The organism is Sphingobacteriaceae bacterium (genome assembly GCA_016715905.1).
Lineage (GTDB): Bacteria > Bacteroidota > Bacteroidia > B-17B0 > Aurantibacillaceae > Aurantibacillus.
In genome coordinates this window covers 136,365-163,090 of the sequence record JADJXI010000003.1, presented here as the reverse complement: position 1 = coordinate 163,090, position 26,726 = coordinate 136,365, and the positions used below count along the sequence as shown (strand labels likewise).

At 33.6% G+C, this 26,726-nt stretch carries 26 protein-coding genes and 1 riboswitch; of the genes, 10 read left to right on the top strand and 16 right to left on the bottom strand.

Going from position 1 to position 26,726, the window contains the following annotated elements; all coding sequences use genetic code 11:
* Nucleotide 1: 1 nt before the first annotated feature.
* Entirely contained in the window at nt 2–1,375 is a 1,374-nt protein-coding gene (locus IPM51_01070) for a histidine--tRNA ligase (GenBank protein ID MBK9282890.1), read from the bottom strand.
* A 248-nt stretch (nt 1,376–1,623) separates the two neighbouring features.
* Between IPM51_01070 and IPM51_01065 the strand changes: the two genes are divergently transcribed.
* The 3 genes from IPM51_01065 to IPM51_01055 are packed head-to-tail and all read left to right on the top strand — an operon-like array spanning nt 1,624 to nt 5,423.
* Nucleotides 1,624–3,990 (top strand): TonB-dependent receptor, encoded by a 2,367-nt coding sequence (locus tag IPM51_01065; protein MBK9282889.1) that lies wholly within the window; start codon nt 1,624–1,626, stop codon nt 3,988–3,990.
* Entirely contained in the window at nt 3,990–4,871 is an 882-nt protein-coding gene (locus IPM51_01060) for a DUF4249 domain-containing protein (GenBank protein ID MBK9282888.1), read from the top strand. The genes IPM51_01065 and IPM51_01060 overlap by 1 nt, the downstream gene beginning before the upstream one ends.
* A gap of 42 nt (nt 4,872–4,913) precedes the next feature.
* A complete protein-coding gene (locus IPM51_01055; GenBank protein MBK9282887.1) occupies nt 4,914–5,423 on the top strand; it encodes a hypothetical protein in 510 nt (169 codons plus the stop codon).
* A gap of 2 nt (nt 5,424–5,425) precedes the next feature.
* On the opposite strand, the gene IPM51_01050 is transcribed toward IPM51_01055, so the two are convergent.
* Together IPM51_01050 and IPM51_01045 are read right to left on the bottom strand one after the other, a co-directional pair.
* On the bottom strand, nt 5,426–5,911 hold the full coding sequence (locus IPM51_01050; GenBank protein MBK9282886.1) for a YkgJ family cysteine cluster protein: 486 nt from the start codon (nt 5,909–5,911) through the stop codon (nt 5,426–5,428).
* A gap of 30 nt (nt 5,912–5,941) precedes the next feature.
* Nucleotides 5,942–6,091, bottom strand: coding sequence for a 30S ribosomal protein THX (locus tag IPM51_01045; protein MBK9282885.1), 150 nt, complete (start codon nt 6,089–6,091; stop codon nt 5,942–5,944).
* 104 nt (nt 6,092–6,195) lie between these two features.
* Between IPM51_01045 and IPM51_01040 the strand changes: the two genes are divergently transcribed.
* Nucleotides 6,196–6,516, top strand: a complete 321-nt coding sequence (locus IPM51_01040; GenBank protein ID MBK9282884.1) for a ribonuclease P protein component — start codon at nt 6,196–6,198, stop codon at nt 6,514–6,516.
* Nucleotides 6,517–6,519: 3 nt separating this feature from the next.
* Here IPM51_01040 and IPM51_01035 read toward each other — a convergent pair whose 3' ends face one another.
* From IPM51_01035 to mutY, 5 genes are all read right to left on the bottom strand, one after another.
* Complete coding sequence (locus IPM51_01035; protein ID MBK9282883.1) at nt 6,520–7,638, bottom strand: uroporphyrinogen-III synthase; 1,119 nt, start codon at nt 7,636–7,638, stop codon at nt 6,520–6,522.
* On the bottom strand, nt 7,638–8,249 hold the full coding sequence (locus tag IPM51_01030; protein ID MBK9282882.1) for a DUF4271 domain-containing protein: 612 nt from the start codon (nt 8,247–8,249) through the stop codon (nt 7,638–7,640). The genes IPM51_01035 and IPM51_01030 overlap by 1 nt, the downstream gene beginning before the upstream one ends.
* A 116-nt stretch (nt 8,250–8,365) precedes the next feature.
* Nucleotides 8,366–9,328 carry a hypothetical protein gene (locus IPM51_01025; GenBank protein MBK9282881.1) on the bottom strand — a complete coding sequence of 321 codons (963 nt, stop codon included), beginning with the start codon at nt 9,326–9,328 and terminating at the stop codon, nt 8,366–8,368.
* 6 nt (nt 9,329–9,334) lie between these two features.
* Entirely contained in the window at nt 9,335–9,889 is a 555-nt protein-coding gene (locus tag IPM51_01020) for a YceI family protein (GenBank protein ID MBK9282880.1), read from the bottom strand.
* A gap of 53 nt (nt 9,890–9,942) precedes the next feature.
* On the bottom strand, nt 9,943–11,004 hold the full coding sequence (gene mutY / locus IPM51_01015) for an A/G-specific adenine glycosylase (protein ID MBK9282879.1): 1,062 nt from the start codon (nt 11,002–11,004) through the stop codon (nt 9,943–9,945).
* 122 nt (nt 11,005–11,126) lie between these two features.
* On the opposite strand from mutY, the gene IPM51_01010 reads away from it, so the two are divergent.
* The 6 genes from IPM51_01010 to IPM51_00985 all read left to right on the top strand — a co-directional run bounded on the left by IPM51_01010 (nt 11,127) and on the right by IPM51_00985 (nt 18,406).
* Nucleotides 11,127–11,441 (top strand): integration host factor subunit beta, encoded by a 315-nt coding sequence (locus tag IPM51_01010; GenBank protein MBK9282878.1) that lies wholly within the window; start codon nt 11,127–11,129, stop codon nt 11,439–11,441.
* A gap of 5 nt (nt 11,442–11,446) precedes the next feature.
* Nucleotides 11,447–12,286 (top strand): tetratricopeptide repeat protein, encoded by an 840-nt coding sequence (locus tag IPM51_01005; protein ID MBK9282877.1) that lies wholly within the window; start codon nt 11,447–11,449, stop codon nt 12,284–12,286.
* 269 nt (nt 12,287–12,555) lie between these two features.
* A complete protein-coding gene (locus tag IPM51_01000) occupies nt 12,556–14,112 on the top strand; it encodes an Rne/Rng family ribonuclease (protein MBK9282876.1) in 1,557 nt (518 codons plus the stop codon).
* Between the two features lie 217 nt (nt 14,113–14,329).
* Nucleotides 14,330–16,285, top strand: a complete 1,956-nt coding sequence (locus IPM51_00995) for a KUP/HAK/KT family potassium transporter (protein MBK9282875.1) — start codon at nt 14,330–14,332, stop codon at nt 16,283–16,285.
* A gap of 79 nt (nt 16,286–16,364) precedes the next feature.
* Nucleotides 16,365–17,891, top strand: coding sequence for a bifunctional phosphoribosylaminoimidazolecarboxamide formyltransferase/IMP cyclohydrolase (gene purH / locus IPM51_00990; protein ID MBK9282874.1), 1,527 nt, complete (start codon nt 16,365–16,367; stop codon nt 17,889–17,891).
* A 143-nt stretch (nt 17,892–18,034) separates the two neighbouring features.
* Entirely contained in the window at nt 18,035–18,406 is a 372-nt protein-coding gene (locus tag IPM51_00985; protein ID MBK9282873.1) for a hypothetical protein, read from the top strand.
* Between the two features lies 1 nt (nt 18,407).
* On the opposite strand, the gene IPM51_00980 is transcribed toward IPM51_00985, so the two are convergent.
* The 8 genes from IPM51_00980 to IPM51_00945 all read right to left on the bottom strand — a co-directional run bounded on the left by IPM51_00980 (nt 18,408) and on the right by IPM51_00945 (nt 26,675).
* Entirely contained in the window at nt 18,408–18,680 is a 273-nt protein-coding gene (locus IPM51_00980; protein ID MBK9282872.1) for a hypothetical protein, read from the bottom strand.
* A 12-nt stretch (nt 18,681–18,692) separates the two neighbouring features.
* Nucleotides 18,693–19,853 (bottom strand): aminotransferase class I/II-fold pyridoxal phosphate-dependent enzyme, encoded by a 1,161-nt coding sequence (locus tag IPM51_00975; protein ID MBK9282871.1) that lies wholly within the window; start codon nt 19,851–19,853, stop codon nt 18,693–18,695.
* A 7-nt stretch (nt 19,854–19,860) separates the two neighbouring features.
* Nucleotides 19,861–20,277, bottom strand: coding sequence for an OsmC family protein (locus tag IPM51_00970; GenBank protein ID MBK9282870.1), 417 nt, complete (start codon nt 20,275–20,277; stop codon nt 19,861–19,863).
* Between the two features lie 6 nt (nt 20,278–20,283).
* The gene (locus tag IPM51_00965) at nt 20,284–21,537 is read right to left on the bottom strand and encodes a homoserine dehydrogenase (protein ID MBK9282869.1); all 1,254 of its coding nucleotides are present in this window, start codon (nt 21,535–21,537) and stop codon (nt 20,284–20,286) included.
* A gap of 1 nt (nt 21,538) precedes the next feature.
* Entirely contained in the window at nt 21,539–22,597 is a 1,059-nt protein-coding gene (gene metX, locus IPM51_00960; protein MBK9282868.1) for a homoserine O-acetyltransferase, read from the bottom strand.
* A 24-nt stretch (nt 22,598–22,621) separates the two neighbouring features.
* Nucleotides 22,622–22,849 (bottom strand): hypothetical protein, encoded by a 228-nt coding sequence (locus tag IPM51_00955; protein ID MBK9282867.1) that lies wholly within the window; start codon nt 22,847–22,849, stop codon nt 22,622–22,624.
* Between the two features lie 219 nt (nt 22,850–23,068).
* A riboswitch (SAM riboswitch) is annotated at nt 23,069–23,201 on the bottom strand.
* Between the two features lie 168 nt (nt 23,202–23,369).
* Nucleotides 23,370–23,558, bottom strand: coding sequence for a cold shock domain-containing protein (locus IPM51_00950; protein MBK9282866.1), 189 nt, complete (start codon nt 23,556–23,558; stop codon nt 23,370–23,372).
* A 267-nt stretch (nt 23,559–23,825) separates the two neighbouring features.
* Nucleotides 23,826–26,675, bottom strand: a complete 2,850-nt coding sequence (locus tag IPM51_00945) for a TonB-dependent receptor (protein ID MBK9282865.1) — start codon at nt 26,673–26,675, stop codon at nt 23,826–23,828.
* Nucleotides 26,676–26,726: the final 51 nt, after the last annotated feature.

The window sequence follows — 26,726 nt, the reverse complement described above, 5'->3', positions numbered from 1 at the left end:
ACTATTTTAAAAAATCTATTATTTGCTGCAAATTGAATTGTTGTTGTTGACCATCAGCCATGTTTTTAAAAGAATAAGCTTTACTTTGAATTTCATTACTGCCAATGGTACACACAAAAGGAATATTTAATTTATTGGCATAATCAATTTGTTTTCCAATCTTTTTAGTCAACTCAGGATAGACCTCACAATTTATCTGATTATTACGTAATTGATGTGCAAGCTCCAGTGCATGACTTCTGCTTTCCTCATCAAAATGAGCAAACAACAGCTTTGATACTGAAACAATTTTTACCTGATCGGGAAATAAATTCAACTCCTCCATCACATCATAAATTCGATCAACACCAAATGAAATACCAACTCCACTCATGCCCTTTAATCCAAAAATACCTGTTAAATCATCGTATCTACCTCCACCCAAAATACTGGGTGTAAAATCTCCTTCATTCACTTTAGCTTCAAATATCGTTCCCGTATAATACGTTAATCCTCTGGCTAAAGTAATATCCAATTCTAGGGTAACATGTTCCGTTTTTAAGTTATTCAAAAGAAATTCCAATTCTTCAATTCCTTTTTTTCCAACCTCAACTTCACTTAACAAATTTTTGAGTACCCCAATTTTTTCAGCATTAGACCCTTGATTATCTAATAGGGGATTGAGTATGTTTATCGCTTTTGCAGGTAACGGAATATTCTTAAGCTCTTCAATCACGCCATCCTTTCCAATTTTATCCAACTTATCTATGGCTACCGTTATAGGAATAATTTTATCCGGGGCATCAATAAGTTGTGAAATAGCAGTCAATATTTTACGGTTGTTGATTTTAAGCTTTACCGGAATTTTCAAAGTCGAAAATGATTTATCCATCATGGCAACCAAATCAAGTTCGTTAATCAACGAATCGCTTCCTATCACATCCGCATCACACTGGTAAAACTCCCGGTACCTTCCTTTCTGCGGACGATCCGCTCTCCACACCGGTTGTATCTGATAACGCTTAAATGGAAAATGCAGCTGATGCTGATTCATAACCACAAAACGGGCAAATGGAACAGTAAGGTCATATCTTAATGCTTTTTCAGTTAAAGTTTCCGAATTTCTAGAAGATTTTAAAGAAAGTGTGAACTCATTCAAAAGAGCCTCTTTATTTTTACTTTCATGAATTCTTGAATTCAATATTTTAAAAATCAATTGATCTCCCTCATCGCCATATTTCCCGGTTAAGGTGCTGATGTTTTCCATAGCCGGAGTTTCAATTGGCGCATATCCAAACAACTCAAAATTATTACGAATCACATTTAAAATGTAATTCCTTTTTTTCATTTCTGAAGGGCCAAAATCTCTAGTGCCTCTAGGTATGGATGGTTTCATGACGAATACAAACTTAACAATATTTTCGTGATTCATTTACGCCTTAAAACGCTATCCTTTGATAAGTTTTATTCTATAAAATTCTGCTTTTTCCCCACTTTTTTTATCTCCTTTAATGAATTTGCAATTATTAACAACCGTTCAGATGCAGGATTGACAAGCCTCATAGGGAAACCAAATATATTTGTGGCCATATAAAAAATCGTTAAATTTTTAAGAGACATTATTTGAGTAAATTTGGCCTTCATTTGAAAAGTAGAATTCACATATTTTTTGTACTCATCACTTTCCTGGGCATAAAAGTTTTTTCGCAAGAAACATTCAATATTAGCGGTTATATTAAAGATGCCAGTAACGGTGAGGCTTTAATAGGAGCGGCTATAGTAAAACAAGGAACACGTTTAGGGGTTACCGCTAATGAATATGGATTTTACTCGCTCTCGCTTCCAAAAGGAGAGCATGTTTTAGTTATCTCTTTTATTGGATACAAAACATTCACCTTAACAGTGAACATGGAAAAAAATCTTAAAAAGTCGTTTGAGGTTAAGCCGGAAGGTTCGGATTTAGATGAAGTAGTAGTACTTAGTGAAGCCGCCGATAAAAATATTACAAGTACTGAGATGGGCGTAGCCAAACTCGACATCAAAGAAATTAATAAAATACCGGCCTTATTGGGAGAAGTGGATGTGGTTAGAGCCATACAATTGTTGCCGGGCGTAACCACCATGGGTGAAGGCGCAAGCGGTTTTAATGTTCGTGGTGGAAATATTGATCAGAATTTAATTTTATTAGACGAGGCTCCCGTTTATAACTCATCACATTTATTTGGATTCTTTTCTGTTTTTAATCCAGATGCGGTGAAGGATGTTAAACTTATAAAAGGAGGTATTCCTTCTCAATATGGCGGAAGAGTTTCGAGTATACTTGATATTAGAATGAAAGAAGGGAATAGTAAGAAGTTAAACATTAACGGCGGTATAGGTTCCATCTTTAGCCGACTAAGCATAGAGGCCCCTATCATCAAAGATAAAATGAGTTTTATTGTTGCGGCAAGAAGAAGTTATATTGATGCTTTAGTGAAACCCTTTGTAAAAAGTACAAATCCCTTAAAGGAGGCCAATTTTTATTTTTATGATTTAACTGCAAAAATAAACTACAGAATTAATGATCGGAATACGGTTTTTTTAAGCGGTTATTTTGGCAGAGATGTGTTTGGCTCTTCGGCCTTTAAATTTAATTGGGGGAATTCAACCGGAACCATTCGTTGGAATCATATTTTCAGCGATAAACTTTTTATGAATGCAACTGCATTTTATAGCAACTACGATTACTTTTTAGGATTTAAACTGGAAAGTTTGAATCAAAAATTTGAGTGGAACAGCAATGTGATTAATTATTCTTTTAAGCCTGATTTTGTTTACTATCTCAATAATAAAAACACCATTCGATTTGGCTTACAAGGTATTCTTTATGATTTCAGACCCTACGATGCCATTGGGCAATTTGATTCCGGAACAAAAGCAGAATTTAAGTCGGAAAAAAAGTTTGGCGCTGAATATGCCGCCTATGTTGGTAACGAACATAAAATTCTTCCTCGCTTAACGTTAGAATACGGCATTCGATTAAGCTATTATCAGCAACTGGGTAAAGGTAAAGCCTATTATTATCGTGATACGATAGCAAATGAACCGAAACCATTTGAAAAAACTGAATCTTTTGAGAATGGTGAAGTAATTCATTCCTATGTAAATCCGGAACCGCGTTTTTCCGCGAATTATATTATCAATTCACTTAGTTCCGTTAAAGCCAGTTATAACCGAATGGCTCAATATATTCAACTTATAAGCAATACGGCAGCAAGCACACCGTTGGATGTTTATACCATTGCTTCAAATAATGTTACGCCTTTGATTGCAGATCAGGGAAGTATTGGATATTTCAGAAATTTTAAAGATAATATGTTTGAAACATCCGTTGAAGTATATTATAAGTACATGCAAAATCAATTGGATTATATTGACAATGCCGAACTATTCATTAATGATTATGTAGAAGGGCAATTACTACAAGGTTTAGGTAGAGCATACGGTTCAGAATTTTACGTGAAAAAAAATAAAGGTAAAGTGAACGGTTGGATTAGCTATACCCTAAGTAAAACAGAAAGATTAGTGGAAGGTATTAGTAATGATAATTGGTTTAACAGTAAATACGACAGAACACATTGCGTAAATACTAGTGTGAATTATGACATTACCAAAAGATGGAACATTTCTGCTAATTTTGTTTTCTTAAGCGGAACTCCCTCTACATTCCCAAATTCAAAAATTCAAATTCAGGGCTATAATATTCCATATAATACCGATAACCAAAGAAATAACTATCGCATTACACCTTATCATCGTTTGGATTTTGGAGCAACTTATGAATTCAAAAAGAACGAAACACGTCGTTTTAAACAAACATTGGTTTTTAGCGTATATAATGCATATAACCGCAGAAATGCATTTAGTATTTATTTCAGAACTAAAGCCGGCGAGCCTAATCAAACCGAAGCTGTTCGTTTTTCAGTAATCGGTTCTGTTGTGCCGGCAATAACATATAATTTTAAATTTTAATGCTAAAAATATTAAATATAATTTGGGTTACTTTTGTTTTAATTGGCTTTACCTCTTGCGAAGATGTTGTGCAAATTAAACTGGACGAGGGCTCAAAAATTTATGTAATTGATGCATTTGTGAATGATTTAAGACAAAATCAAATTATAAAAATTACAACCAATGATACTTATTTTAGTAATCGCCAGGCTCCGCCTGTAAGCGATGCACAGGTTGTATTGAATGATCTCACTTCTAGTAATTCATACACATTTAATTATATCGGTAATGGTAATTATACCTATACTATTGGAATAAATGATACCATTGCCAAAGTAAATCATCAATATCGGCTGGATGTTTCAATCGATGGGAATATTTATACTTCAACAAGCATACAAAGTAGGCCTTCAAAAATAGATAGCATAAGCGTTTTACCAAATGATGGGGGATTTGGCCCTCCGGGTGATAAAGATGAATTTATATGTTTACTTTTCGCCAAAGATAAAGCTGATAATAATCCGGATTATTATTGGATTAAAACCTTTAGAAACGACACTCTTTTTCAGTCGCCGAATGATTTAAATATTTGTATAGACGGAACCGGAGGAGCTGTACAAAATGCCAATAGTGATTCCATTTATTTTACCCCTCCAGCTACATTCTTAGGATTTAAATCGTACAGAAAAAATAATACTTGCAAAGTGGAAGTGCATTCGGTGAATAAAGAAACTTACTTGTTTTTTGTGCAAGCATTTAACCAAATCAATAATGGCGGCTTGTTTGCCACAACTCCTGAAAACGTAAAAACAAATATTATCTCTCCAACCGACGCTAAAACTAAAGCAGTTGGCCGATTTAGCATGGCTAGTGTAGCCACAAGTTCTGTTTTAATTAAATAGTTTTTTCTTTCTTTTTCTTAAGAATTTAATTAATTTGGGCTTATGAAGCAGCCTTTAAATTTAATACTCGCCTTTTTTGCATTGTTTTTGCAATTTAGCATGAATGCACAATGTTCAGATTCATCCGTGATTTATAAATCATTTAAAGCCAAATGGAATCAAAAAGTAGAAATTTTTAAAGAAGGGACATGGAAATTACCCGATGTAGATTTTACAAAATCGAAAGTTGACAGTTTTGAATTATTGCACACGCTTCAACGTTCAGGTATCAATATGATAGTGAACCTAACTAAAACCGGATGTATTAAAAGAGTTTCATTACTTGCTAAAAAAGATGAAAACCTCGATGTTCAATCTTTAGTGGCTATGATTTATCTCTTTGAATTCTTTAACCATGAGCTTAGTTCATACGATCGACAAAAAGTATTAGACGGATTAAAAAATGAAAGTTTAGAAAACAAAAAACCAAGCTCAAAGGTGGCAGGAAAAAACACATACGTGTTTGAGCCCGGGTTAATCGTTAATGTATTAACCGTTTTTATTGGTTCCTGAATTCATTTGTAAATTTTCTTTAATTCGGTTGTAATTTTCAAAACAGCCGGACAAACCAAAGTGTTTTTAGTGGTGAGATCTAATATTTGAATCATTTTTTTTCTGTTTGTATGGGGGTATTCTCTACAAGCATTAGGTCTAGATTCGTATATGCTACAATAATTTTCCGCATCCAAAAATGGACATGGGGCTGATTTCAACACATAATCCTTATCTGCATCTATCTGTAGATACTTGGTCGTAAAATCGCCCGGCTTCATTTTAAGCGCTTTTGAAGCTCGTTCTATGTCCCGCTCATAAAATATCGGCGAGGTTGTTTTACAACAATTGGCACAGGATAAACAATCTATTTCAGAAAATACTTCTTCATGTAAAAGATGAAAATGCTGATCTAAATCCGCGGGCGATTTAGATTTCAGTCGTTTATAAAAAGTTTCGTTCTCCTTATAAAGAACACGTGATTTTTTATTGAAATCGTCTATATCCATATAAAAAAAGCTGCACGTGGCAGCTTCTGTTTACTTTGCTTTTTTAGCAGCTTTTTTAGCCGCAGCCTTTTTAGGCTTTGCGGATACTGTTTTTTTAATGGCCTTTTTTCTTGGACGTTTAACTCCATATGAACCAATATGAATTTTGCCCTTTTTTGTTTTTTTATCTCCTTTTCCCATAAACTATTTAGTTTTAAAGCGTAAAAGTATTAAATTATCTTTACCCAAGCAATTAAGTGAGTCAACGCTTTCATAAATCTGAACGGTTGTGTAGCCGCAAACAAATGGAATACCTATTTAAAAAAGGTAAAAGCAAGATAATAGCGCCTATACGTGTAACTTACGTAATAACTGAAATAGCACAAGAACATCCTGCTAAGGCCATGTTTATCGTTCCTAAGCGCTTATTTAAAAAAGCCAAAGACCGAAACAAGCTTAAACGCAGGATAAAAGAAGCTTATCGGAAAAATAAATTTCAGCTTTATGAAAAACTCAATGGAGCAGGCAAAAAGTACTTGATTGGATTTTCATATACTGCTAAAGAAATTTCTTCCTATGAAGAAATTGAAAAATCTGTTTTGAAATTAATTGAAAAAATAATTTAGTGATTAACGCTTATTGGCTTCCTTAATATAAGCATCTAATGCTCCTACCATACTTGGATTTAAAGGATTTGGAGCAAAAATGTCTACACGGTATCCCAAATCTTTTAAAGAGAGGGCTGCGCTATGACCAAATACAGCCATTCGAACGCCACCTTGTTTAAAACTAGGAAAATTGCTCTTTAATGATTTTACTCCGGCAGGCGTGAAAAACACAATTGCGTCAAATTCATTCAAAGACTTAATATCACTTAAATTAGCACTAACAGTTTTGTAAAATACACCCTTTGTGTAATTGATTTTAAGCTCATCTAAAAAATCAACTATCTGTTCTTTGTGTACATCGCTAACGGGAAGTAAAAATTTCTCATCCTTATTTTTGCGAATCACATCAACTAAATCCATCATGGTACCGTGGCCGAAAAAAATCTTTCTTTTACGGTACTGAATATATTTTTGTAAGTAATAGGCTGTTTGTTCGTTAATGCAAAAGTATTTCATGGACTCCGGAACGGTAACACGCATTTCATTACACATTTTGAAATAATGATCTACAGAAAGTTTACTCGTTAAAATTACCGCACCATGCTCTAAAATATCAATACGCTGCGCCCTGAAATCCTGTGAAGATAATCCCTCCACTTTTATAAATTGTTTGAATGTTAAATTTAAATTATGCTTTTTGCCTAGTAAAATATAGGGATTCTTTTCCGGATCGGTAGGCTGAGGCTGAGAAATTAAAATGTTTTTAATTTTATTCTTCGGATAATTACTTACTTCAATTTTGGGAGGCGGCGGAATATTAATTACTAATTTTTTGGATGACTTACGTACTTTTTTAATAGGGATCTCAGAAGTACCATTTGCCAAAGGCAAACTTAAATTCTCAGATTTTTTTTGTTTCAGTACTGTCTTTATTTTTTCTTTTGGAACTACTTTTCCGGTTTTCAAATTCGTTTTCTTGCCACTTACTTTTGAAACGGACTTCAATGGCTTTTTAATCGCGTTCTTTTTTTTAGCAAGAGGTGATTTTTTTTTAGCTTTGAGCAATCCCTTTTTGGGAGATTTTTTGGATTTCGCAGCCGGCCTTGTAGGCACCCTTTTCTTTACCGCTGATTTGGCCATTAATACTTCTCAATTATAAACTTTACCAAAACTAATGTTGGCAAAATTTCCAGACTGCAAAAATACGTAAAAATTTGTAAAAATCCTACTTTGTTGTCTACAAAGGCAAACATCACTCCCCTGTACCATTTAAATGCTTGTAGAGCAATTAAAATCACGCTGGCAATAGAAATAAAGATCATATTATTAAAAGGCCCGAGTTCGGCCATAACCAGGCAGGGAAATAATAGAATTCCAAGTGTTTGAGTTATCATAAATGAACTATAAGTATATTCAGGTATAAGCTTGCTATCGCCTATAAATAAAGCAAGGCCCCTGGCCAATCCGTTTTTTAGGGTAAAAAAAAGCATAGTTATAAAAAAAAGTAAAAGGAATTGAACGGACGACTGACTTTCAATAAAAACCAGTTTATAGGTGTTATTTAATTTATAAAAATAGAATGAAAGATTTATCAGAAAGAAAAAAGTTAAGGTAATGGCATAAAATTTAAAAGGATTATACTCATCTCTTTCAATTTGACGTAAGGTTTGCATACTGAAGCAAGACTGAATAACTTGTATAACCTTGGTGAAGGATGTGACTTTTAAAACCACCATTAATATTAATCCCAAGATGATATAGATTGAGGGCCAAACTAAAACATAGCTTTCAACAGGAACCGGCAAGCTGTTATGCCTAGGAAGTAAATGTTCGTTAAAGATATGTTGAACATCCACCGAAAATAAATTTATAAAGAGAATACTCTGGAAATACTAAATCCAAATTTAACCTGTCCGTCTTTCCAAGAATCGCTAGTATAGGGAACAAAGTTATTTTCAATTAAACCTGCAGCATTGGTAAAAAACAAACTAAACACATGCCCTCCGGTTTCTAATTCAAATCCAAAAGCGAGCGGATTAATCACTGTTGGATTGTTTTGATAATATGCAGAAGTGTTATAGTAGTAGTCCGCAATAATGCACATTCTTTTAGTAACCTTCACTCTTCCTCCAATTCCCACTGTAAAAAAAGAGTTTACATCCATGGCATTATTATCCGGGTTTCTGCTTTCCTTAATGAAATTACGGTGCACATAACTCGGTAAAAGCTCTACGGAAATCCAATCAGAAAGTTTACTGGCAATGATGACTTGGGAAAAATAATTGAATCGGTGTAATTCATTGGTAGTAAAGCCGGGGTCTAAAATGATACCTCCGTACATACTTGGTTCATCAGTACGAGCATGGGTATATCCCATATCGGCAAATATGGCAATGGAAACCGGGATTTTAAAGTTGCTGGTTTGTTGTAACACTCTCCATTTTACACTGGCGTCAGCCATTTTTCGCATTTTACTTCTGCCAATACCAACGGTAATATTTTCAGTAATACCATAGTCTAAACTCGTACGAATATCACTGGCTGCATCAAAACCAATTCCGTTTTGAAATGTTTCATTAATGGGATTATTTAAGTTTCTATCGTACAAATTCCCGAAGCGGTGCGAGATTCTAAAATCCAAATGATTTTTCTTTACTGTTTCAGTAGTTTGGGCATTCCCTAATTTATAGGTTTTAAAAGTTGCAAAAACTTTTTGTGGGGGATCTGATTTACCATCATCAACTAGACTTAATAAATCATCTTGTGCAAAAGAAATACTTGAGAAAACAAGGAGAACAGCACTTAAAAAAAATTTATACTTTACGTTCATTTACTGTTATTTTTTTTGGAAAGGTTCTAAAACACTGCTTAAAGAAACATCTACTACTTCCGCAATATTTTTGACATATAAAGAAGGAACTTTAATATTATAATCGGCAACTTTAACTTTAAATTTAGAACTAATACTTAATTCTTTTCCCTTTACTTGAATAACTCCATCAAGTGTTACGTCTTTAGTAACACCGTGTATTTCTAACTTGCCGCTTATCGTTACTTTATTTTCTCCATCTACTTCATAATTCACTTTTTCATTCACTTTACCTTTGAAAATTGAATTTGGAAATTTTTGACTTTCCATATAATTCTCATTAAAGTGTTCTTCCATCAATGAATTTTTGAATTTAAAATTGGTATTGGTAATTCTGATTTGAATATCTCCATTCGCCGAATTCATAACAATCACAGCCCCTTTATTCACCGCAGTAATATCTTCCAATGGAGAGGAAGAGAAAAAACTAATTTCAGTACTGTTATCTTTAGCTTTGAATATTTGTGCGTTAACCTGGAATGCAAATGAAACCGTGGCTAATAAAATAAATAATTGTTTCATCTTAATAATAATACAATCTTTTAATAATCGGGATTATATCCTAAGAACCAAATTTATAAAAAATCATTTAAATTACAATCATTTATATACAATTCTATCAGGCGCGGAAAAGCAAATTTTGTTAATGTTTTGGAATTGGCGGTTTTATGCCGTGTAGCATGGAGAGCACTTACTTTTAGCAATACAAATTGACACATAATTTTTTGGTGTGACAATATATGGACATATGTTTTGCTTATTTCCAGTATTTTTATCTGTTTCTTTCGGTATTCTTGAAGATGTGAACTGGTGGTTATTTCGGCAGGCGTTAATATTTTTTCTGTTTCCAATAATGGGAAATCATATAATCCTTCCCAAATATCTTTTTCAGCTCTCTTCTTTATAATTAATGTGCGCTTATTATCAATAATTAAAAAATAATTAAAATATCGAGTGCGTACTTTTACTTTTCCAGCTTTAATAGGTAATGTTTTTACTTCATTGTGTTTTAACGCCAAACATTTGTTGTTAAAAATGCAGTTTTCACAGTCCGGATTTTTAGGTTTACAAAATTGTGAGCCAAATTCCATTATAGCCTGATTAAATTTGCCAGGATTTTTTTCATCAATCAAAAGATCCGCTAGAGCCTGAAAATCTTTTTTGCCGGAAGTGGAATCAATAGGAGAATGAATTCTGAAAACACGACTTAATAATCGATATACGTTACCATCAACAACTGCTTTACTGGTATTAAATGCAAAAGAAGAAATAGCAGCGGCGGTATAGTTTCCTACCCCTTTTAACTTCAAAATATCCTCATGTTTTTCCGGAAATTTGCCCTTAAACTGGCGCATTATTTGTTTAGAAGCCGTATGCAAATTCCGGGCTCTAGAATAATAGCCCAATCCTTGCCATAATTTGAGCACCCGATCTTCTTTAGCCTTAGCCAAGTCATTTACAGTAGGAAAAGCTTCTATAAATCGCGTGTAATATGGTAAGCCCTGCTCTACTCGAGTTTGCTGCAAAATTATTTCAGAAAGCCAGATTTTATACGGATTTTTTGTGTTTCGCCATGGTAAATTGCGCTTATTATGCCCGTACCATTCAATTATTTTGGTTGCAAACCATTGATTCATAAATATTTGTTAAAAATACGTCTTCTAAATAAAATGCGAAAAAAATTTCAGTTTCTTAATTTAAATAGTATCTTTGCCCTCCGTTTTATTATACAAACTATTGATTTTAAATATATTGTAACATGACAAAAGCAGACATCGTAAACGAAATCTCGGAAAAAACAGGAATTGAGAAAATGACCGTACAAGCTACCGTTGAGGCATTTATGAAAACCATTCGTAACTCTATGGTAGATGGGAAAAATGTTTATCTACGTGGTTTTGGAACATTTGTAGTGAAAAAACGCGCAGAAAAAATCGGAAGAAATATTTCAAAAAACACAACTGTTGTAATTCCAGCTCATTTCGTTCCGGCATTTAAACCTGCAAAAACTTTTAGTGACAGAGTGAAGCGTAATGTGAAAACAGCTGAACCAGAACCAAAAAACAATGATTAATAATAATGAGCGCTAAGCTGACAAAAATTATTTTAGTTATTGGCGCTATTATTTTATCCGTTCTTTTATTTATTGCCCCTAAAACAAAAGCACTTTCGAATAGTGATTCAATTAACAAGAATAATTCGAAATCTGAATTAAATATTGAAAGCTCTAATTTGAATATTTACTTAAACCTGGCGACAAAAAATTTATCCCCTGATTTAAGCAGTTTAATCACTAAATTTCTAAAAGAAAAGCAAATTGACAGTTTGATTCTATTTTGGGATAAACAACGAAGGCCGGATTTAGCAGCCCACTTTGCTGAAGAGAAAAGTAAATCTACCAACATTTCATCAGATTGGGTAAAAGCCGGCGACAGATACTATTACGCTACTCAGTTTTCAGAAGATAAAAGCGAAATCCCTGTACTTTTCAATTGCGCCATGAGGTGTTACACAAACGGTTTAAAAATTGAACCATCCAATACCGATGCGAAAATCATGCTGGCCAGTTGTTATGTGGAAGGATCAACAGATCCGATGAAAGGTATAAGCTTATTAAAAGAAGTAGAATCTAAAGACAGTAACAACGTTAAACTTCAATTAAGCTTTGCTTTCTTTTCGGTTAAAAGCGGACAGTTGGAAAAAGCCGAGAAACGCTTTCAAAAGGTTTTGAAAATTGACAGTTCTTATATTGAAGCTTATTTGCATTTAGCTGACTTATATGAACAGCAGGGGAAAACTAATTTAACAATTAAAGCTTTGGAAAAATACGGCGCCAAAACCGGCGACCCAACTTCAAAAGCCGAAATATATAAATACATTGAACAACTAAAAAAAACTCAGGCATCAACACCTGAATAAAACCATTAATTAAAAAAGAACATTATGCCAAGCGGAAAAAAAAGAAAAAGACATAAAATGGCAACGCATAAACGTAAAAAACGTTTACGCAAGAATCGTCATAAGAAAAAATAAAAAGCCAAAGCTCTTTATTGAATTAAACTGTAATGCAAGTGAAAACTTGATTTACATGCATTTATACTAAAAATAACTCCCTTAAATTATTTTCTGTATTAACGCATTTGCGTTTAAGAAATTAAGGTGTATTTATTAACTAAAAATATTATTGCGTGAATTACGAATTAATCATTAATTCAACGCCAAACGAAGTTGTTATCGCTTTATTAAGTGATAAAAGACTTGTAGAACTACATAGAGAAAAAAATAATTCTCGATTCTCGGTTGGCGACATATACCTTGGCAAAGCCAAAAAAGTAATGACCGGCCTAAACGCTGCCTTCATTGACGTAGGATATGAAAAAGATGCGTTTCTTCATTATTTAGACCTTGGGCATCAGGCTAAATCTTTTATAAAATATGTTGAACTTATTCAAAGCGGAAAACAAAATGTAGGAAACCTCATGTATTTTAAAAATGAGTCCGACATTAAAAAAGAAGGAAAGATTAATGATATCATTAAATCAGGTCAGAATATATTGGTTCAAGTAGCAAAAGAACCCATCAGCGCGAAAGGCCCAAGAGTCACTACTGAAATAAGTTTGGCAGGCCGTTATTTGGTTCTTATTCCTTTTTCCGATAAAATCTCGGTTTCTTCTAAAATAAGAAACAACGATGAAAAACATCGTTTAAAAGATTTAATGCATTCCATCAAACCGAAAAATTTTGGTGTAATCGTAAGAACAGTTGCCGAAAATAAAAGTGTTGCCGAGCTTGAAGGTGATTTAAATGATTTGATTAAACGATGGGAAGACTGTCACCAAATGCTTAAAACATCACAACCTCCAATTCGCGTGCTTGGGGAAGTAGACAGATCAAATGCCATACTTCGTGATTTTTTAAACGCTTCCTTTAATGCTATTCACGTGAATAATCAGGAAACGTATGACGATTTAAAAACCTATTTGCAAAATATCGCTCCGGATCGACTTGACATTCTGAAACTTTATACAGGGAAACCTCCAATTTTTGATGCCTTTGGTGTAGAAAAACAAATTAAAAGTTTATTCGGAAAAACGGTACACATGAAGAGCGGTGCATATTTGGTAATTGAACACACTGAAGCACTACACGTTTTTGATGTGAACAGTGGGAATCGTGCAAAAAGCGATCATACTCAAGAACAAAATGCATTAGAAGTAAACATTGAAGCTGCCAAAGAAGTAGCGCGTCAGTTAAAATTACGCGATATGGGCGGAATCATTGTAGTAGATTTTATTGATTTACACGGACCTGAAAACAGAAAACTACTTTTTGATACCCTAAAAGAAGAAATGCGAAGCGACAGAGCTAAGCACAATATTTTGCCTCCTAGTAAATTTGGTCTTATTCAAATCACCAGACAAAGATTGCGTCCGGAAGTAAATGTTGAAGTATTAGAAACTTGTCCAAGTTGCGGAGGAACCGGCAAGGTTCAACCTACACTTATTTTCGTGGACCAATTAGAAAACACATTGCGATACATCATTAAAGATCAAAATCAATCCAATATTACTTTACAAGTTCATCCTTTTATCGAAGCCTATATTAATCAAGGTGGTTGGTTTAAAACTTTGAAATGGAAGTGGTATAAAGAATTTAAGCAAAAAGTGAAGGTTGAACCCATGACGGCTTTTGGTATACTCGAATACAAATTCTTCAATAAAAACGGTGAAGAAATTGTACTATAAACAAGTGCTCTTCATTTTCGATTTTTCTTAAAAGCCTTTTCTTTTTAATTCTCCAGGAAGCGGATTTTCAATTAAACATATTTATCCGTTTTTTTAAGTTAAAATGTTAATTTATGAGTTATTTTCGCCCAAAAAGGCGGTTAATAATAAATGCTCGATTTTATGAATATTCAGTCCATATTTGTACTAATTTAGTTGCCTTAAATTCGCTTCTTTAATGGGAAACCATGGCTTAGATCATCACAAAAAAATTACACTGGGAGGATTGTTAGTTACTCTTGGTATTATATACGGAGATATTGGAACTTCTCCGCTTTATGTGATGAAAGCAATTGTGGGTGAAAAAACTATCGACTCACATATAATTCTGGGTGCCATGAGTTTGGTTTTTTGGACTCTCACTTTACAAACCACAGTTAAGTATGTACTTTTTACCTTGCAAGCAGACAATAAAGGTGAAGGTGGAATTTTTGCTTTGTACGCTTTAATTAAAAAAGCCAAAAGAAAATGGCTTATTTTTCCGGCTATCATTGGTGGCTGTTGTATTTTAGGTGAAGGAATCATTACTCCACCAATTTCTGTTGCATCAGCAGTGGAAGGATTAAGAATGTTACCTGCTTTTAGCAGCATCAAAACAATTCCAATTGTTATTACTATTATTTCATTGCTATTTTTTATTCAGCAATTTGGAACAAAATTCATTGGTAAATTTTTCGGGCCCGTAATGCTCATTTATTTTTCCATGATAGGAATTTTCGGATTGGTAAGTTTAAGCGGAAATTTTACCGTGCTAAAAGCATTAAATCCTTATTACGGAATTGAATTACTTATTCAATATCCCGGGGCATTTTGGTTACTCGGTGCAGTTTTCTTATGTACAACCGGAGCCGAAGCACTTTATTCCGATATGGGTCATTGTGGCAAAAAAAATATTCGAATCAGTTGGATTTTTGTAAAATTTATGCTGGTATTAAATTACATGGGCCAAACTGCTTGGTTAGTTTCACATGATGGAGAAAAATTAAACGGAACTATACCTTTTTACGCATTAATGCCCGATTGGTTTTTACCGGCTGGCGTAATTATTGCAACCATTGCCGCTGTAGTAGCGAGTCAGGCGCTCATCAGTGGTTCATTCACTTTAATCAATGAGGCCATGCGTTTAAATTTTTGGCCTAAGGTGAAAATTAAATATCCAACAGATTTAAAAGGTCAGATGTACATCCCATCCACCAACTGGCTTCTTTATGCCGGTTGTGTTTTCATTGTATTATATTTCAAAGAATCTTCAAATATGGAAGCAGCATATGGGCTAACCATCATTTTGGGTATGCTCATGTCTTCTCGTTTATTGGCCTTCTTTTTGCTATTGAAAAAAATGCCTAAAATGCTTTTGTTTTGTTTTGTTTCATTATACGCTGTGATAGAAGTTTCGTTTTTAATTGCCAACCTCGATAAATTTGGAAAAGGCGGATATATTACTTTAATGATTGCTATGTTTCTGGCAGCAATTATGGCTTGCTGGTATATAGCCAAATCCATCCGTGCTCGTTATACCGATTTTGTAGAACTGGATAAATACAGACAAATGCTTATTGATCTTAGTCACGATCCAAGTATTCAAAAATATGCAACGCATTTGGTTTATTTAACCAGTGCAAATGACCCAAATAAAATTGAAACAAAAGTTATTTATTCCATTTTACAAAAACGACCTAAAAAAGCAGATTTGTACTGGTTTGTTCATGTGGATGTTGTAGATGAACCTTACTTAACCGAATATAAAGTAAATAAAATAGCCAAAGAAGATATAATTCGTGTAGATTTTAAATTAGGTTTTCGTATTGCTCCACGTGTTAATTTAATGTTCAGAAAAGTAGTGCAAGACATGGTTCGTAACAAAGAAGTGGATATTACCAGTAGATACGAATCGCTTAACAGAAATAATGTGATTGGCGACTTTAAATTTATTGTGCTTGAGAAATTCTTTAGTTTCGAAAATGACGATATGCCATTCTTTGAAAAAGTAATTCTTAAGACTTACTTCTTAATGAAAAAATTAAGCTTAAGTGAAACCAAGGCCTTTGGATTAGATAGCAGTTCGGTTAAAGTTGAGAAATTCCCGATGGTCTTTACTCCTCCTAAGGAACTTGAATTGAAACGGGTAGACTAATTGCAAATTTAATTCACAAAAAAGTAACATTCCTGTTTTATCGCAAAGCAAACCCTATCTTTATTGTTTCCTTTTTACAATGAAAACAACAAAAACAATTAAGAGCGCATTAGTATCAGTATACTATAAAGACAATCTCGAACCAATAATAAAAAAATTACATGCATTGGGTGTACAACTTTACAGTACAGGAGGAACTCTATCATTTATTGAAAAATTAAACATTCCGGTAACTGCAGTTGATTCGGTTACTTCATATCCGGAAATATTCGGAGGAAGGGTAAAAACGCTTCACCCCGCAATTTTTGGTGGAATATTAAACAGAAGAGATAATTCATCTGATGTAGCTGAAAAAATTACACATAACATTCCGGATATAGATTTAGTGATTGTAGATTTATATCCATTTGAAGAAACAGTATTGGCTGGCGGTACAGAAACTGATATAATTGAAAAAATAGATATTGGTGGTATTTCACTCATTAGAGCAGCTGCTAAAAATTTTAACGATGTAGTTATTATTTCTTCCAGAGCAGATTATGATTTATTACTTAACCTGCTTAATTCAAAAAACGGGAGCACCGAATTATCTGATCGAAAACATTTTGCCGCAAAAGCTTTTGCCACCTCATCCCACTACGATACCGCAATTTTTAATTATTTTAATCAAACAGAAGCTTTACCACTATTCAGACAAAGCATTCAGAATTCGCAAATCTTACGATATGGCGAAAACCCGCATCAAAAAGGAACATTCTTTGGCAATTTAAATCAAATGTTTGAAAAATTACACGGCAAAGAATTATCGTATAATAATTTGCTGGATGTTGATGCTGCAGTTGCTTTAATTTCTGACTTTGAGGAGCCAACCTTTGCTATTCTTAAACACAATAATGCTTGCGGCGTGGCTAGTGCTAAAGACATTTATCAAGCATACAAAGATGCACTAGCTGCTGATCCGGTTTCTGCATTTGGAGGAGTTTTAATTGGAAACAGAAATATTGATATACAAACAGCTTCTGAAATAAATAAATTGTTTTGCGAAGTTGTTATTGCACCTTCCTTTGATCAAGAAGCACTCGACATATTAAAATCCAAACCCAATCGCATATTATTAAAACAAAATAAAATTGAATTAAGTAAGTATTCGTTCAGAACTTTATTGAACGGAGTAATTCAACAAGATAAGGATTTGAAAACGGAAACTTCTTCAGATTTAAGCAATGCAACAACCAAAACTCCTTCTGAAAGAGAAACAGAAGATTTACTTTTCGCCAATAAATTAGTTAAACATACTAAATCCAACACCATAGTTTTTGTAAAAAATAAAATGTTGCTGGCTAGTGGCACCGGACAAACTTCAAGAGTAGATGCCTTGCGCCAGGCTGTTCAAAAAGCAAATAGTTTTGGGTTTGATTTAAAAGGAGCCGTAATGGCCAGTGATGCATTTTTTCCTTTTCCTGATTGTGTTGAGTTAGCTCATCAGGCCGGAATAAGTGCCGTAATTCAACCCGGCGGTTCCATCAAGGATAAGGAAAGTATTGACTTTTGCAATAAAGCAGGAATGGCTATGGTGATTACCGGAGTACGTCATTTTAAACACTAATAAAATAAGATTTAACATCATTTAGCACCGCAAAGGCAATTTATCACGCAAGTAATTGTTTGCACTAAATATGGCGTCTTACTATTCCCTATTTTAGCAAAATGAACACTTCCACTATAGTTGAAACCCGAATAGCAACGGTCATGTTAGATGATAATGGAATTATGAATATTACCCTGAAAGATTGTAGTGAAATTGATGAATATGATATAGTAGATCTAAATCTGGTACTAAAACACCTTGCTAATAAGCAACCAACATTTAAAATTTCAGATACACGCGCAGATTGGAAAATTTCTAAAGCTGCAAATTTAAAATCAAAGGAAGAAGACTTAACCTCTAATACGCAGGCTCGGGCAATAATAATTTCAAAAAATATAAAATCAACTTTGCTTTCATTTATTCACAGTTTTATGAAAACAAATTATCCTCAAAAAATATTTTACACAAAGGACAGTGCATATCAATGGATTTTAGAACAAAAGAGAATATATGAGGCTAATCAAAAAAAGTAAATTACTTTTTAATGCAGGCATTCACAATTTCAATTTCATCTCCGTCATTTAATTTGCGTTCCTCACAGGAGGTATAAAAAAGACAACTATTTTCCTTGCCTTTTATAACTATTTTTCCTTTTTTTCCGGCCTTAAAAACTACCTCTTTTATTTCACCATCTATGCTCACTTTTAATTTCACATCCACAGCATCCAAATTTTTATAATAAATAGTCACTTTTGCTTGAGCTATTAGCGTACTTAAAATTAAAAGTGTAAAATAAAGTTTTTTCATATTCGGTTTTTGTTAACGTAAGGCCTGCAATATATCTGCTAAAATATCATTTTTATTTTCGAGACCAACTGAAATTCGAATCAAACCCGGTCCAATACCAACTTCTTCCCGTTCTTGATCAGATAATTTACAATGAGTAGAAGATGCCGGATGTGTAGCAATAGTTCTCGCATCGCCTAAATTTGGAGAAATCTTAATCATTTTTAATTTATCCATAAAATTTTGTGCTGCTGAATAACCGCCATTAATATTAAATGCTATTATTCCTCCGCCACTTTTCATTTGTTTTTTGGCAATCTCGTATCTTGGATGTGATTTAAGAAAAGGGTATTTTACAAATTCAATTTTATCATTTTGCTGTAAATGTTCGGCTATATATAATGCATTTTCACTGTGCTTATCCATTCTCAAAGCAAGTGTTTCTAAACTTTTGCTTAAAGTCCAAGCGTTGAAAGGAGAAAGCGATGGCCCGGTTAAACGGGCAAAAAGATATATTTCATGAATCAATTCCTTTTTGCCCACTGCAATGCCACCTAATACTCTGCCTTGCCCATCCATATATTTTGTTGCAGAATGTATAACTATATCGGCCCCAAATTGAATGGGTTGTTGTAAATAGGGCGTAGCAAAACAATTATCAATTATTAAAATTAAGTTATGTTTTTTTGCAATTTGACCTATTAATTCTAAATCCAATACATCAATACCCGGGTTGGTGGGCGTTTCCAAAAAAATAATTTTTGTTTCCGGTTTAATCAGTTTTTCAATTGCTTTTTCATCAGCTGCATTAAAATATGAATAAGAGATATTCCATTTTGGAAAATACTTGGTGAAAATAGCATGGGTTGCTCCAAAAACCGAAGAGCATGAAATGATATGATCTCCGCTTTTTAATAATGCAGCCAAAGAAGAGTAAATGGCTGCCATACCCGACGAAGTTGCAACACCGGCTTCAGCACCCTCTAATAAACAAACTTTTTGAATGAACTCCTCGGTATTCGGATTACTGTATCGCGAATAAATAAAAGCATCACTTTCATCTGCAAAAGCTTTGCGCATATCCTCAGCGGTATCAAAAATAAAACTGGAAGTAAGAAATACCGGAACAGTATGTTCATTATAACTAGTTCGCTCCAACTGTGCCCGAATAGCATTAGTTTCAAATTCTTTCATACCTGTATCAATCTGATATCGTTAACTTATGTGTAATCTTTGCTGTAGGTTCAAGTGTTTTAGAAACTGAACAGTATTTTTCAAGAGAAAGAGTAATTGCTTTTTCCGCTTTATCTGCGTCAACTTTTCCTTTTATTTTAAAATGCAATACAATTTCCTTAAACAAAGAATATGATTCCACTTTTACTTTTTCACTTTCAACCTCAACCTCAAAACCGGTTACCTCTTGTTTTTGTTTTTTAAGAATGAGCAAAATATCAATGCTGCTACAACCACCCAACGCGGCTAACAAAAGTGAGTGAGGTCCAAAGCCACTGCCATGACCACCCACACTGAGACCTGCATCCATAATTATTTCATTTCCACTTTCATTTTTAGCAATCATCTTAAAATGCTCATCAACTCTTTCAATATTAATTTTCATGTTCGTTTATATTAATTCAGATAAATATAAAGATTTTTTCTCTTTTTTTATTTCCAACTCAGCTAATTGTACTTCATCATTAATTAAAGCCACAAATATTTTATTACGAATCAGAAAATCTTTATTAGTGATTAAGGCTTGTAATCTTATTTTCCCGGTTACATAATTATAATTGTCTCCCGTAAACTTTTCTTTAATTTGCTCAAATTGTAGCTGATTTAAATCTTCTTCCTTAGCATATCTTAAATACACATCGATGATCACATTATTGGTAAACCCTACCGGGTGCTGTTGATGGAGTTTTTTGTATTCATATGTGTAGCCATAAGAAAGTGCCGAAACATCCGACAACACCGCTGCCCCTGTTGGATACGAACCTGCTCCTCTACCCTGCAAAAATTGCTGACCTGAAAATTTACCCTGTAACTGTACGCCATTAAATTCATTTTCTACATTATAAAGTGGACTGTCAGCTTTAACAAACTTAGGTAAAACAAAGGCACAAACTTCGTTATTTTTCAAACGTTGGATGACCGGGATTAATTTTATTTTATAATTTTTTTCCAGGGCATACTTTACATCTTCATTACCCAATCCGGTTATTCCTAAATTAAACACTTCATTTTCCGGAATTATTAACCCAAAAGCATGCAATGCAATTATTATTGCCTTGTATTTTGCATCGTAGCCTTCCACGTCATTTGTGGGATCACTTTCTGCAAAGCCTTTTTGCTGCGCCTCAAGTAAAGCTTCTGCATAACTTAATTTTTCATTTATAGTTTTAGTTAAAATATAATTGGTTGTACCGTTAAAAATACCGGATACATTTAGTATTTCTTCATTGTCAAAATATTCTTCTAAAGTTCTTATGATGGGAATACTTCCGCAAGCCGAACCTTCGTACAATAAGGAAACATTGTGCTTTCTTTGCAAATCGTACAATTCACTTAAATGCACAGCTAGCATTTTTTTGTTGGCCGTTACCACGTTTTTACCACTTTGTAATGCTTCACTTACAATATTAAATGCTTCTGTTGCATCATCAATTAATTCTATCACAATATCAATTCGTGGATCATTTAATATTTCCCACTTATCGTATGTAATTAAATCTGCCTTTACATTTCTTGTTTTGTTTTTATCTTTCACGCAAATTTTTGCAATGTCGGCTTTAAAGCCAGTACTATTGTTTAATACATGGTACAAACCCTGACCCACACAGCCAAATCCGAATAATCCTATTTTTAATCTCTTTGCCATTTTATTTTATTATTAAATTGTTTTGTTTCTTTTTATTGAATTTATTGTTGTTGTAAAATTTTTGAATATGTTGCGTTAAACTTTTTGTTTCAAGCAAAAAACCGTCATGACCATAAAAGGAATCAATAAAGTGAAGCGCCCCATTTTTCAAGTGAGTAGCAATGTACTCTTGTTCCTGATTCGGAAATAACAAATCACTACTTACTCCAATCACCAACGTATTTGCGGAAATTGAAGCCAATGATTTCTCAATTGAAATGCGGTTTCGTGCCAGATTATGCGAATCCATGGCATTGGTCAACGTTACATAAGAATACGCATTAAATCGATCAACTAATTTTTTGCCTTGATATCTTTGATAAGATGCCGCATTAAAATCATTTACTTTTTCATCGTGTAATTCTTTTTGACTTTCATTGTAAGTATGAGCATTTCTGTAACTTAATAAAGCAATACTGCGTGCCGCAGCCAATCCTTTTTCACCACCATTTGGAAAATTCGAATAATAAGTGCGGTCTGCTTTAATAGCTAAACGCTGACTTTCATTAAACGCAATTCCCCAAGGAGAATGTTTTGCATTTGTAGCAATTACTATGGCATGTTCAAAAATTTCGGGCCTCAATACATTCCACTCCAAAACCTGTTGCCCGCCCTGTGATCCGCCAATAACGGTATGTATTTGTTGTATTCCCAAATGAATTCTCAATAAATCGTGTGCGTTTACTAAATCACGAATTGTTACATCAGGAAATAAACTGAACCAGGGATGGCCTGTATATGCATTTACAGATAATGGTCCGGTTGTACCATAACAAGAACCAAGATTGTTTGCGCAAACAATAAAATAATCTTTGGGATTAAAAAGATCATTTGTCCCAAATAATCCTTTCCACCAATCAAAAACATCACTATTGGCCGTTAAAGCATGGCATACCCAAATAACATTGTCTTTATTTTTATTTAGCGTGCCATAGGTATGATAGGCCACTTCTAAATTGGGTAATTGAAATCCGTTTTCCAATTTAAAAGCCGAATCGTATTTAAAAATTTTCTGTTTCATATGATCAATATTTTTTAATTAAAATTAGTTTGCTCCTATAAAATAATCTTCCGCTACTACAATTTGCTCTTCCCGGCTAAGTATATTAATATTACTTACCAGACTTTTCTTTCTGTTGTTTTTTAAGTAAAACGGATGATGCCCGCCTTTCAGCTTTGATGCAATAGCTGCTTCTATTTGCAACTGATTAATAAAAGTGGTATTACTTAATAAATTCTTACTTCTATTTGGTATATATATGTTTTTCCTCATGATCTTTTTAATTTAAATTTTTAATAAATGATTGTGTGGCCGGTTTTCGGCTAACAAACGGGAATGAAATAATACGAAACGAATTATTGCATTAGCAACTACAGCAACAACACATGACAGTGTGTATTGATGAAGCGGAACTAATCATTTCTGTTGATACAGAATTAAGGCTGGTTTTTTTTGTTTGAATTTGTGCGTTTTTCATTTTTTCTTTTTTTTAATTTATCTGTCCCCGTTTCTTCGTCCGGGGTGAGAATTAGCACCGGTTTTCCAATGCCGAAATAAATTCGGCACTTCTAGTTGGTTGCCTGCGGGTCAGTGAGCTCATTCTCTCGCCGCATCTTGATAAATTAACTACGCACACAAGGAGAGTAATTAATTCGAGGACAAATTTACTTAATAAAATTCTGCTCTGGCAAATTATTTTTAATACCTATGGCTTTTGGCTTTATTTTCAATTACTTAAAAAAAAATCCCCGACAAAAATGTCGGGGATTGAAGCTGATCTATTTAAGTTTGATTAAGCCAATTTAACGTTAACCGCATTCGGGCCTTTTTTGCCTTCCTGAATTTCAAAAACAACACTGTCGTTGTCTTTAATTTTGTCGATTAATCCTGTTACATGTACAAACACTTCTTGTCCGTCATCAGATTTGATAAAGCCGAAGCCTTTTGTAACATTAAAAAATTTTACTGTTCCGTTTTTCATTTTGTTTTTTTTTGTGTTTGCTTTCGCAAACTGGTTATTTTTTGTTTAATGATTAATCAATTTCTTGAACGCGCACAATCTCCCTTAAGGTTCTCGTTTAAAATTCTATAAATAAATAGGATTGTTAATTGATGTTCTGTGAGAGGTGTAGATCTTCGACCTTATTGTGATTGTTCGATAATTGATTAATTTTGATTTAGAGCAAAGATAAAGAGAAATTGTTAATAAACAAAGGGTGTCACTTTTTATTAATTACCTGACTATCAATTAAAAAGGTGGCCTACCGGGCATATGCATGCCCCGGTTTTTGAACATTTCACGGTAAGGACTTTCAGAATCTTCATTTTTAGGGGGCTGGCCTTTTTTAAAATTTCGAAGCGTGTAGGTTAAAGTAATCATTCCGTAACGCTGTAATACAGTTGAATTATTATCCTCCGTATAATTGGAAGTAATGGTTCTACTTATACTTCTATTTTGTTTTAATAAGTCGAACACAGATGCTTTCAATTCCCAATTTTTCTTGGTTCCGAATTTATAACCCAAATAAGCATTCCATAACATATAAACTTGATCAAAACTTTGATTCAAACCATTATACAAAGAATGACTTATATCTGTATTTATTACAAATGCGTTTTTAATGATGAGATTTAATTTAAATGTAGCAACATGATTAAAATAACTATTATCACTTTGTACTTGAACGGTATTTTTAACCACGTTGTAATAGCCGTTGTATCCGATCGAGAAATCAATATTTTGATTGATGTTGCTACCCATAAATACACCGCCATTTCCGGTATAATTATCAGCATAATTAAGCACTTCATTATTCAATCCGGGTAAATGACTGTAACTTAATCCGCCATTCACATTAATATTGGATTTTAATACTTTGATTGGAAATCCATAAGTGAAAAAGCTGCGTAGATTTAAATAATTATCCAAATTTACCGGTTTACTTAATTGCGAGCCTGCCTTTATTTCAAAATTCTGAATAATGGTGTCTTTTCGAATTGTATAATTTGCGGTGCTTATGTAATCATTAATTATATTGCAATTCAGGAAAATCATGGCGTTGCGCGAAGTTTTCATATCAAAGCCTCCAAAACGCATGCTCAGATATTGTTCGTTAGTTTGTTTTAAAGAAGTGTTACCGCTGCTAACTTGCAACGGATTGGTTACATCTAAAACATTCTGCAACTGCAATAAACTGGGGATGTTTGTGCTACTTCTGTAATGCATTCTCAAATTTTTACTTTTAGAAAACTTATAATTTAGATGCATGTGTGGTAAAATATTTCTGAAAGATTGTGAACTGCCAAATGCCACCGGATAAGATTGATCTCCTTGTAGATTAGATTGCTGAATATCAGAACCAACAGTAACATTCAATTTATTTTTGTTGTATTTATAACTTAATCCGGCCCTTTGTGTAGTGTAAATATTAAAATACTTATTTGAAAGGGATGGATTAAAATCCACATATTGCTTTTTTAATTTACTATAATCATCCGTTTCTTTATCTGATGAACCTTCATAATAAGAAGGATTAAATTTTAACTCCACCTGAGAAAATTCCGTAATTGGTTCGGTATAAGAAATATTAGCGCTGTATTTTTTGGTGTTGCCGTAAGTATTATACTCCTGATCTAAACCTGAAGTTGTATCGGTAAAAATATTACGAGAATAATATTTGCCCTCATTTATATTTTCAGTGAATTTCGTATTCAGATTTACAGAAACAGTACGGCCTCTTTTTTTGAATTTGTGCTGAAACAATAAATTAGGCGCAAAATCATACCCGTCATTTTCAGCTTTTGATTTAGTTTTGGTTTCGCTGATTTTAATACCCTCCAGTATTTTATTGTTACCCTCCAATTCACTTTTTAAATTATACTTCTGATAAGTAAAATTGGGCGTGAAAATAATTTTATTGACTGAATCAATATTGTGTTCTAAACGTACATTAAAACGATGATTGAGATTTATTGTATTATCTGTATTATTCTGACTATAGATTAATTGTTCTTTTCCAAAATAATTGCGCACCTGATTAGCTTCATTAATATTATCTGAAAAATTAAAAAAGTAACTTCCTGAAATCGTAGTTTTCTTTCCCCATTCATCTGAATAATTTAAACCAAGCGCCTGAGTTGCTGAAATTCCATTTTGAGGCGCCGTTAATAATGACGAAGAGCCTCCGCTAAAACTTCCCCTGGATCCGCCGTCTCCTCTTCTTCCGCCACCTGAACTTCCCATGGCGCCCATAATATCAGCAGTACTAAAATTTTGCTGATTAATATTATTAGATAAGAATAATAAGGAAACGCGCTGTTTATCTTTAAATGAATTTATATTTCCACCGGCACTATAACGTATTTCTCCGCTTTCTTCTCCACCAACTCCACCATATATTCTGCCAAATTGCCCCATGTTTTTCCCCCTCTTTGTTACAAAATTAATTGCTTTTTGCTGATCACCGTCGTTAAAACCACTGAATTGGCTTTGCTCACTCATTTTGTCAAAAACCTCAACCTTCTCAATAATTTCTGCAGGTAAATTTTTCAGTGCCGCATTAGGATCCTCTCCAAAAAAAGGTTTCCCATCTACTAATACGCGTTTTACTTCTTCTCCATTTACTTTTACCCCGCTATTATCTGAAGTAACCCCAGGCATTTTTTTAATTAAATCTTCGGCTGAAGCATCCGGATTTGTTTTAAAAGCATCGGCATTAAAACTAGTGGTGTCGCCTTTTTGCTCACCTCTCTGCTGTAATCCTACCACTTCAACTTCTTCTAATTGGTTTGATCCGGGTTTTAATACTATTCTGCCAATATCCATTTCTGAATCCGAGGTTTCTATTTGACGCTGCACACGTTTAAAACCAATGTAATTAAATTGCAAAATAAATTTTTGCGAAGCCGGCAAGCTAAGTTTATAATATCCATTTTCATCACTTGCCGTTCCACCAAATAAAGAAGAATCAATTTTTAAAACCTTAATATTTACGCCGGGAATAGATTTGCCGTCCTTCTCTGTAATATATCCTTTTACCGTAATTTGTGCATTTGCAGATAGTGTAATCAAAAATAAATATAAGAATAGCTTTTTCACGCAGTTCCACAAAATTAGCTTATTAAATGATTACTCTGCGCAAGCTTAACC